4 protein-coding genes and 1 pseudogene are annotated in these 7411 nt (G+C 45.2%); 2 read left to right on the top strand and 3 right to left on the bottom strand.

Translation table 11 applies throughout. The features are described from left to right. Positions 1-206: 206 nt before the first annotated feature. Positions 207-2843 (bottom strand): type I DNA topoisomerase, encoded by a 2637-nt coding sequence (gene topA, locus IQ224_RS19680; protein WP_194033387.1) that lies wholly within the window; start codon positions 2841-2843, stop codon positions 207-209. Positions 2844-3680: 837 nt separating this feature from the next. Between topA and IQ224_RS19675 the strand changes: the two genes are divergently transcribed. Beyond that, the gene (locus IQ224_RS19675; protein ID WP_002737910.1) at positions 3681-4295 is read left to right on the top strand and encodes a DUF938 domain-containing protein; all 615 of its coding nucleotides are present in this window, start codon (positions 3681-3683) and stop codon (positions 4293-4295) included. 179 nt (positions 4296-4474) lie between these two features. Here IQ224_RS19675 and IQ224_RS19670 read toward each other — a convergent pair whose 3' ends face one another. Continuing rightward, positions 4475-5530 (bottom strand): Fe(3+) ABC transporter substrate-binding protein, encoded by a 1056-nt coding sequence (locus IQ224_RS19670; protein ID WP_002749178.1) that lies wholly within the window; start codon positions 5528-5530, stop codon positions 4475-4477. 434 nt (positions 5531-5964) lie between these two features. Here IQ224_RS19670 and IQ224_RS19665 point away from each other — a divergent pair, with 434 nt between their 5' ends. Beyond that, positions 5965-6339 carry a hypothetical protein gene (locus tag IQ224_RS19665; protein ID WP_002749176.1) on the top strand — a complete coding sequence of 125 codons (375 nt, stop codon included), beginning with the start codon at positions 5965-5967 and terminating at the stop codon, positions 6337-6339. Here the strand turns inward: IQ224_RS19665 and IQ224_RS19660 are convergent. Continuing rightward, positions 6336-7178: pseudogene (locus IQ224_RS19660) on the bottom strand (CHAT domain-containing protein); the annotation flags it as partial. The gene IQ224_RS19665 and the pseudogene IQ224_RS19660 overlap by 4 nt on opposite strands. Positions 7179-7411: the final 233 nt, after the last annotated feature.

Below are 7411 nucleotides of genomic sequence, written 5' to 3'. Positions count from 1 at the left end.
TGATAAGGTAGGTTTGATCCCCCCTGCCCCCCTTGATAAGGGGGGTGTCTGATAATTTTTAACGCCTACCTACTTAGGATCAGCCTAGTCAAAGTGGTGCCAAGGACAAAAAAGCCAGCTTGCAGTGAGCTTGTCGAATCTGCCAGATTTGTCCTCGCATCAGGGTGAGGAATTGACCAGGGAGAAAATTGCCTCACCACTAACCGCTAAACCGTCTTACTTTTGCCGGTTTTACTACCTGGGGAAGTAGTTTTTTTAGTGGTGCTAGAAGTAGTTTTCTTAGTGGTGGTTTTCTTGGCAGTGGTTGTCTTGGCTGCTAGGGCGACTAAAGCTTGTTCTAGGGTGAGGGTTTCGGCGGTTTCTCCTTCGGGAATCTTGGCGTTAGTTTTGCCGTGTTTGATATAAACTCCGTAGGGACCCTCGTACAATCCCACCAATTCCCCGTCGTCGGGATGTTGACCCAATTCTTTTAGGGGTGGTTTGGTGGAGCCGCGAGTGCCGCGAGTTTTTTTCGGTTCGGCTAATAAAGCCAAAGCTCGATCGAGGGTTATAGTTAAGACATCATCGCCGGCTTTCAAGGAACGATATTCTTTTTCCTTGCCCTCTTCCTGAACTACATAGGGACCAAAACGCCCTAAACTGGCTTTAATTTTGCCTCCGGTGAGGGGATGGGTTCCCAGCAGTCGTGGCAGTGCCAATAAACCCACGGCTTGTTCGAGGGTGACATCCTCTGGTTTGACTCCTTTGGGTAGGGAGGCCCGTTTCGGTTTGGGGTTGTCATCGCTGACATCTCCTAACTGGACGTAGGGGCCGTAACTACCCACGAGCAGATAAATTGGCTCTCCGGTGTCGGGATGAAGACCGATTTTGTCCGGACCTTCGGTTTTTTGTCGCAGCAGGGTTTCTACCTGTTCGGGGTTCAGATCCGCCGGGGTTAAATCGGCGGGGATGGAAGCGGTGAGGATTTCATCGCCTCGGGAGACTTCCAGATAGGGACCGTACTTGCCGATCTTGATGGTTGCCTGTAAATCCTCTAAAATCACCGATTTAGCGGTGCTAGAGTTAATTTGACTCTCGCGCTCTTTGACTTGGCTTTCTAGCCCCTTTTCGCCGCGATAGAAGCGATCGAGATAGGGCAACCATTGGGCGGAACCGGTGGCGATATCGTCGAGGGTTTCCTCCATTTTCGAGGTAAATTTGGGATCTACCAGGTCGGGGAAATGATTTTCTAATAGACCGACGACGGCGAAGGCGGTGAAGGTGGGAATCAGGGTTTTATTCCGCATTTGGGCATAACCGCGATCGATAATGGTGCCGAGAATAGTGGCGTAGGTGCTGGGTCGCCCGATTCCTTCACTTTCGAGGGTTTTTACGAGGGAGGCTTCGCTATAACGGGCGGGGGGTTGGGTATCGTGGCTAATGGCTTCTAGTTGGCGACAATTGGGGGTATCACCGACGCTGAGGGGGGGTAGGATTATTTCTTGGTCGTCGATGGCGGCTTCGGGATCGTCGGAACCTTCCACATAGGCGCGGAAAAAGCCGGGGAAGTCGATTCTTTTGCCGGAGGAGCGAAATCCGGCATTTTCTACCTGAATATTGACGGCGATCTGGGTAATACGGGCATCGGCCATCTGTGAGGCGACGGTACGTTTCCAGATTAGGTCGTAGAGGGCGAATTCTAGTCCGCTCAGGCCGGTTTCCCGGGGTAGGCGAAAGCTACTGCCGGCGGGTCGGATGGCTTCGTGGGCCTCCTGTGCGCCTTTGCTTTTGGTGGTGTATTGCCGGGGTTGGGGACTGAGATAGTTTTTTCCGTACATTTGTTCTACACAATGACGGGCGGCGCTGATGGCCTGGTCGGAAAGATGGACGGAATCGGTCCGCATATAGGTGATGTAGCCCTGTTCGTAGAGATTTTGGGCGATTCGCATGGTGTCCCTGGCGGATATGCCTAGTTTCCGGTTAGCTTCTTGCTGTAGGGTGGAGGTGGTGAAGGGGGGGGATGGTTTGCGAGTGGTGGGTTTTTCTTCGGTGTGGCTAACGCGCCAGATTTTGTCTTGGATGCGTTCTTTTAAGGCGGTGGCGGTGGCTTGATCTAAGAGTGTCACCTGGCGACCGGGGAGCAGTCTGCCAGTGTCGGCATCGAAATCGCTCCCATTTGCCACTTTTTGACCGTTTAAGGTGACTAATTTCGAGTCGAATTGATTTTTGTCCTTTTCGAGGGTGGCTTTCAGGTCCCAATAATTGGCGGTTTTAAAAGCCCGTCGTTCCCGTTCCCGTTGCACGAGCAGACGCACGGCGACGGATTGCACCCGGCCGGCGGATAAACCTTTAGAGATTTTTTTCCAGAGTAGGGGGGAGAGGGTATAGCCGTAGAGGCGATCGAGTATGCGCCGGGTTTCTTGGGCGTGTACTAAATTTTCGTCGATGGAGCGACAATTTTTCAGGGCGGTTTGGATCGCTTCTTTGGTGATTTCGTGAAATACCATCCTTTTGGTGGGTATTTTCGGGTTGAGTACCTGCAAGAGATGCCAACTGATGCTTTCTCCTTCCCGATCTTCGTCAGTGGCGAGGATCAGTTCGCTGGCCCCTTTGAGGGCTTCTTTTAATTCTTTGACGACTTTACTTTTGGTTTTGGGGACGACGTAGAGGGGGTCGAAATCGTTCTCCACATCTACGCCTAAGTTGGCCCAGGATTTGTCTTTGTGGGCGGGGGGAATTTCTTCGGCAGAGGCGGGCAGATCGCGGATGTGGCCCATGGAGGCTTGGACTCGATAGCCGCTAGGCAGATAATTGCTGATCGTCCGAGCTTTGGTGGGGGATTCGACAATAACCAGGGTTGACATAGGAATTGATCACGAGGGCATGGCCACAGCGACTGTTTTAGTTAGACTGACCATCTTTGTTTGATGATGGGCAAAAGTTACTATTTATCTTAACCGGCTTGATTCGGGTCAAAAGCCACTTACTACGATAATAGAGATTAAAGCTGGTCTTTTGTCACTAACTTCTTAATAAAACTTAATATTTTTCTGGAGCAGGAAGAGGGGAGCAGGGAGATGGGGTAATGGGGAGAAGGGAGAAAAAAGCTGACTCGGAGAATACTGACTCCTAACCCAATGTTCGCCAAAGATAAGCAAAATTTATTTATTGATGCCAAAAACTTGAGAATATTTAAATTAACATTCCGCAATATTTATAAATTCTTAAAAATTAATTGAGAAAGATTTTTATTTAACAACGATGTTACAATGGTTACAGCGATTTTACTGAATTTCACAATGGGATATTCTGTACTTTTTTAGGCAGCAATGGTTGAAACCCTTGCCACACCTAGAAGGTTATCCTAATTGGGACGGGTAAATTAGTCAATTTCACCAACAACGATGATCTTTTTTGTGTGTAGTTTTATTGCAAAAAAAAAGTTTTTTTGACAAAAAGCACAAAGTATGATATGCACCCAACGTATTTCTGGCTGCCAGTAGTTATTGCAGAGTGGGAGTTGGGGAGAGGGGAGAATAAATAAAAATAATCCTCCTGACTGGAAAGAGGGTGTAGGGTGTGGGGTGTGGGGTGTAAGGAAACCTCTTTCATCTGTGGGGGTGAAAATTTTTTCATCAGGACTGACACCTGACGACCAACTCCTAACCCCACCAACCAACTTTTTGCCGCAAACCCTAGTTATGTCTGATTTACGTCAATACGCTCCGGCAACAGAACGCAATCGTCAGCCGATTTTGGAAGTTCTCAGCCAATTTTTACCGAAGACTGGGAATATTCTAGAAATATCTAGCGGCACGGGTGAACACGCTGTTTTTTTTGCCCCTCGTCTTGCTCCTTGTCGTTGGATTCCCTCGGATTGTAACCCTCTGGCTCTAGATAGTATTCGCAGTTGGTGCGATTATTATCCTAGTTCTAATCTAGATCGCCCCCTATTTATCGATGTTCATCAGTCAGTTTGGGCGGTAGAGACGGAAAATATCGTTATTAATGCCATTGTTAATATTAATATGATTCATATCGCCCCTTGGTCCGCTTGTTTAGCTTTAATGGCAGGAGCGAGTCGCATTCTTAGTTCGGGGGAAATTCTCTATCTTTATGGTCCCTATAAACGACAGGGAAAACATACTTCTCCTAGTAATGAAAGCTTTGATTTTTCTCTCCGTTCTCAAAATTCTGCTTGGGGAGTTAGGAATTTAGAAGATGTGGTGCAAGCAGCGAGCGATCGAGGTTTACAATTGTTAGAAGTAATTCCTATGCCCGCTAATAATCTCTCGGTTTTATTTCAATTGCCTTAACATAAGTAGTTAGGTATTAAAAACTGTCAGATGCCCCCTTATTAAGGGGGTATTAAGGAGGGATCGGCACCCCCCTTATCAAGGGGGGCAGGGGGGATCGAACCCAAAATCTATCTTCAATTTTCCTAACTTCCTAATTCATAATTCATAATTCCCACTGATAACTGATAACTGATAACTTATTTCCAACCAGCGCGATTCATTACCTGTACTGCTTTGGCTAAATTAGGACCAAAATTAGCCACACTAACGGTATCTTCTTTTCCGCGTCCGAGTTTTGCTAGAACAGGATCTAAAGCAATTCCTCGAACCACGGGATATTCTTGATTACCCTTAGCAAAAAAGTTCTGTGCTTCATTGCTAGAAAGATACTCTAAAAATTTAATCGCCGATTCTCGATTGGGGGCAGTTTTAATTAAACCACCACCGCTAATATTAACGTGAGCGCCGCGGCCTGTTTGGTCGGGGAAAATTACGCCTACTTGGTCATAAATTGCCCGTTTAGCGGGGTCTTTTTCTTCGGCATACCCAGCTAAGTAATAGGTGTTAGCTAGGGCTAAATCGGCAATTCCTGCGGCTACAGCTTCGATTTGTGCCTTATCATTACCCTGGGGTGGACGAGCAAAATTAGCCACTAATCCCCGACACCATTTTTCTGCGGCTGCTTCTCCTTGGATGTCGATTAACCATGCGGTAAAAGATTGACTATAGATGTTACTAGATGACCGGGTGACGACTTTTCCTTTCCATTTGGGATTGGTTAAATCTGCATAGGAATCGATTTCTCTGGGGTTAACTCTGTCTTTGTTATACATAATTACCCGCAAGCGTTTACTAAACCCGAACCAGTGACCTTTGGGGTGACGCAAATGAGCGGGAATTCTTTGGATGAGAATGGGGGAATTGACCGGAGCAAAAATTCCCTGTTGGTCGGCCCGCCATAATCTCCCGGCATCTACCGTCAGGAGTATATCAGCCGGACTATTGCGGCCTTCGCTTTTAATCCGTTCGATTAATGGGTCCGCTTCCCCTTCGACGAGGTTAATTTTTATTCCCGTTTGTCGGGTGAAGTTGTCATACAATCGTCGGTCGGTGTTGTAGTGACGGGAGGAATAGAGGTTTAATTGTTTAGTTTGGGCGGAAACCTCGTTTATTTTCCCTAATTGACCCACTGCTAAGGCTAAGGTGGCTGTTCCCGCGCCTAGAAAGACTCTCCGAGTTATTTTATCGTTCATTGCTAGATTCTTGGCAAAGTTGTCTTTTCCTATTGTACAGCTATTGAGAATAATTCTTATCTGTGCGAAAAATTACTTGTCGGGCTAGGGCGGTAAATGAGGTAAAATCAGGGATTTTTGTGTAAATGAGGCTAATAAATCCTCGAATCTATCGCTAGTTAAGTTCAATAAGTCTAAGATGTTACCCTAGGCTCGATCGAGGGTATTGTGGAATAAGAGCATCTCAAAAGCTATTGACAATTAGCCAATTTTGTGATCAGTTTATTTCTGGGTAAGCAACCCACATAAAGTTCATTTTGTCAAGGATTGTTAAGATGCTCTTAACATGGATCAGAGAAGAGAAATTGACCACTTAACACTGTCTATCAAAAACTATCGATAGATGGCAAAATAGAAACTATACAATTAGTATTGTCTGTAAATAAGAACAACCGATGGATATTGAATCAACTAAAGTTACTCCCGAAGAAATTGCCCAGTTTCGCGCTGAATTGGCAGATAATCCAAGTGCGATCGCTGCTTTGGATGCGATTGAAGAATGCGAAGGTTATCTTGAGGATGCTGTACCTTTACTGCTAATGCGAGAAACTGGTACAGAACCAGATAGATCTATCGGCGATTTACTCAAAAAATGTCGCCAATTTATCTGTCAAGAAGAAGTTAGAGAAGGCTTACAATCGGGTATGATTGCACCTTTTATAGAACCGATTTCTGTGAGTGCTGGTATTCCTGTTGGTGTAGCGACAGCTATCGGTATTTGTGCTTTTAAGTTGGGTATGAAAAAGGTTTGTGCTAATCCTGAAACTTAAATTCCTGTAGCGATAAAACCGGCCCAATAGTAAGGACTAATAAAAGGATGGGGTTGGCGTTGTTTTATTTGTTTCAATGATTGTTCATATCGTAGGCGTTGTCCTGGTCGCAGTTGGGCAAGATGTTTGTCTATTTGCGGCTGATATTGCTCTAGAAATTTGTCTAATGACTCAATAGTTAAATTCTGTAACCAGTTTTGCGCTGTTTTCAAAGCAACTGGTACAGAAACTTGCTGATTCTCATCAAATAAAATCTCATATAATTTAATCATCAAGAAGGAGGTTGATAGGTCATCAACTGTCCATAAACTACTGACAACACTGGGACTTCCTGCAAACAGAAAACCACTGGGTAAACCGATATATTCATCGCTGATAGAGTTTAAATCAATTAAGCCAGTTTCGCAAGCGGAAAGGGTTATAAGGCGACATTTATTCAAGCGCAGTTCAAAGATTTCGCCTAATGTTAGGGGTTCTTTATTGGCTAAAAATAAGGCGGATTCTAGGGGATTAGTTGAGTTAAATCCTCCATGACAGGAGAAGTGATAACAGTGGTTATCTGAGGATTTAAGATGGGGAAGAACAGCGTTTTTAGTGGCGTTATCTTTAGCGATAACTTGAGGTTCAGTAAAGAAAGTTGAGAGGATATTAACTTCTAAGTCGGTGTAAAATAAGTCTTTGGTGGGGTTTTGAATGGCGAAAAGTTTATTAAAGTCGGAATGGTGAGAAGTTTGGGTGATTTTTTGCAAGATTTGACAACTAGGGGCATATTGTACACCCTTTGGAAATAAATCTTGTAAATCTGATCCCCCCGTTACCGACTCCCCACTTTTTAAGCTATCCATTAGTCACATCTTTCTTAACATAAAATTTGACAAAAAGAGAAAAGTGTGCAAGATGGCTCAAGGAGGTTCTATGGGGGGACTAATTTGATGAGATAGTTTCCAACCCACATTCCGCACCCTAAGCTGTCACAGAGAGAAATTACGGAGAGAAAAAATCAAAGTGAGCATAAAAATAAACATAAGGAGCGAAAAAAGGCATTTGAGAAACAGTAAAGCACCAAAAATGG

The sequence above is a fragment of the Microcystis sp. LEGE 00066 genome, assembly GCF_015207925.1.
In the GTDB taxonomy this organism is placed as follows: domain Bacteria; phylum Cyanobacteriota; class Cyanobacteriia; order Cyanobacteriales; family Microcystaceae; genus Microcystis; species Microcystis ichthyoblabe_A.
Note: the sequence above shows the minus strand (reverse complement) of the source record. Positions and strands in the feature narration are given on the sequence as shown.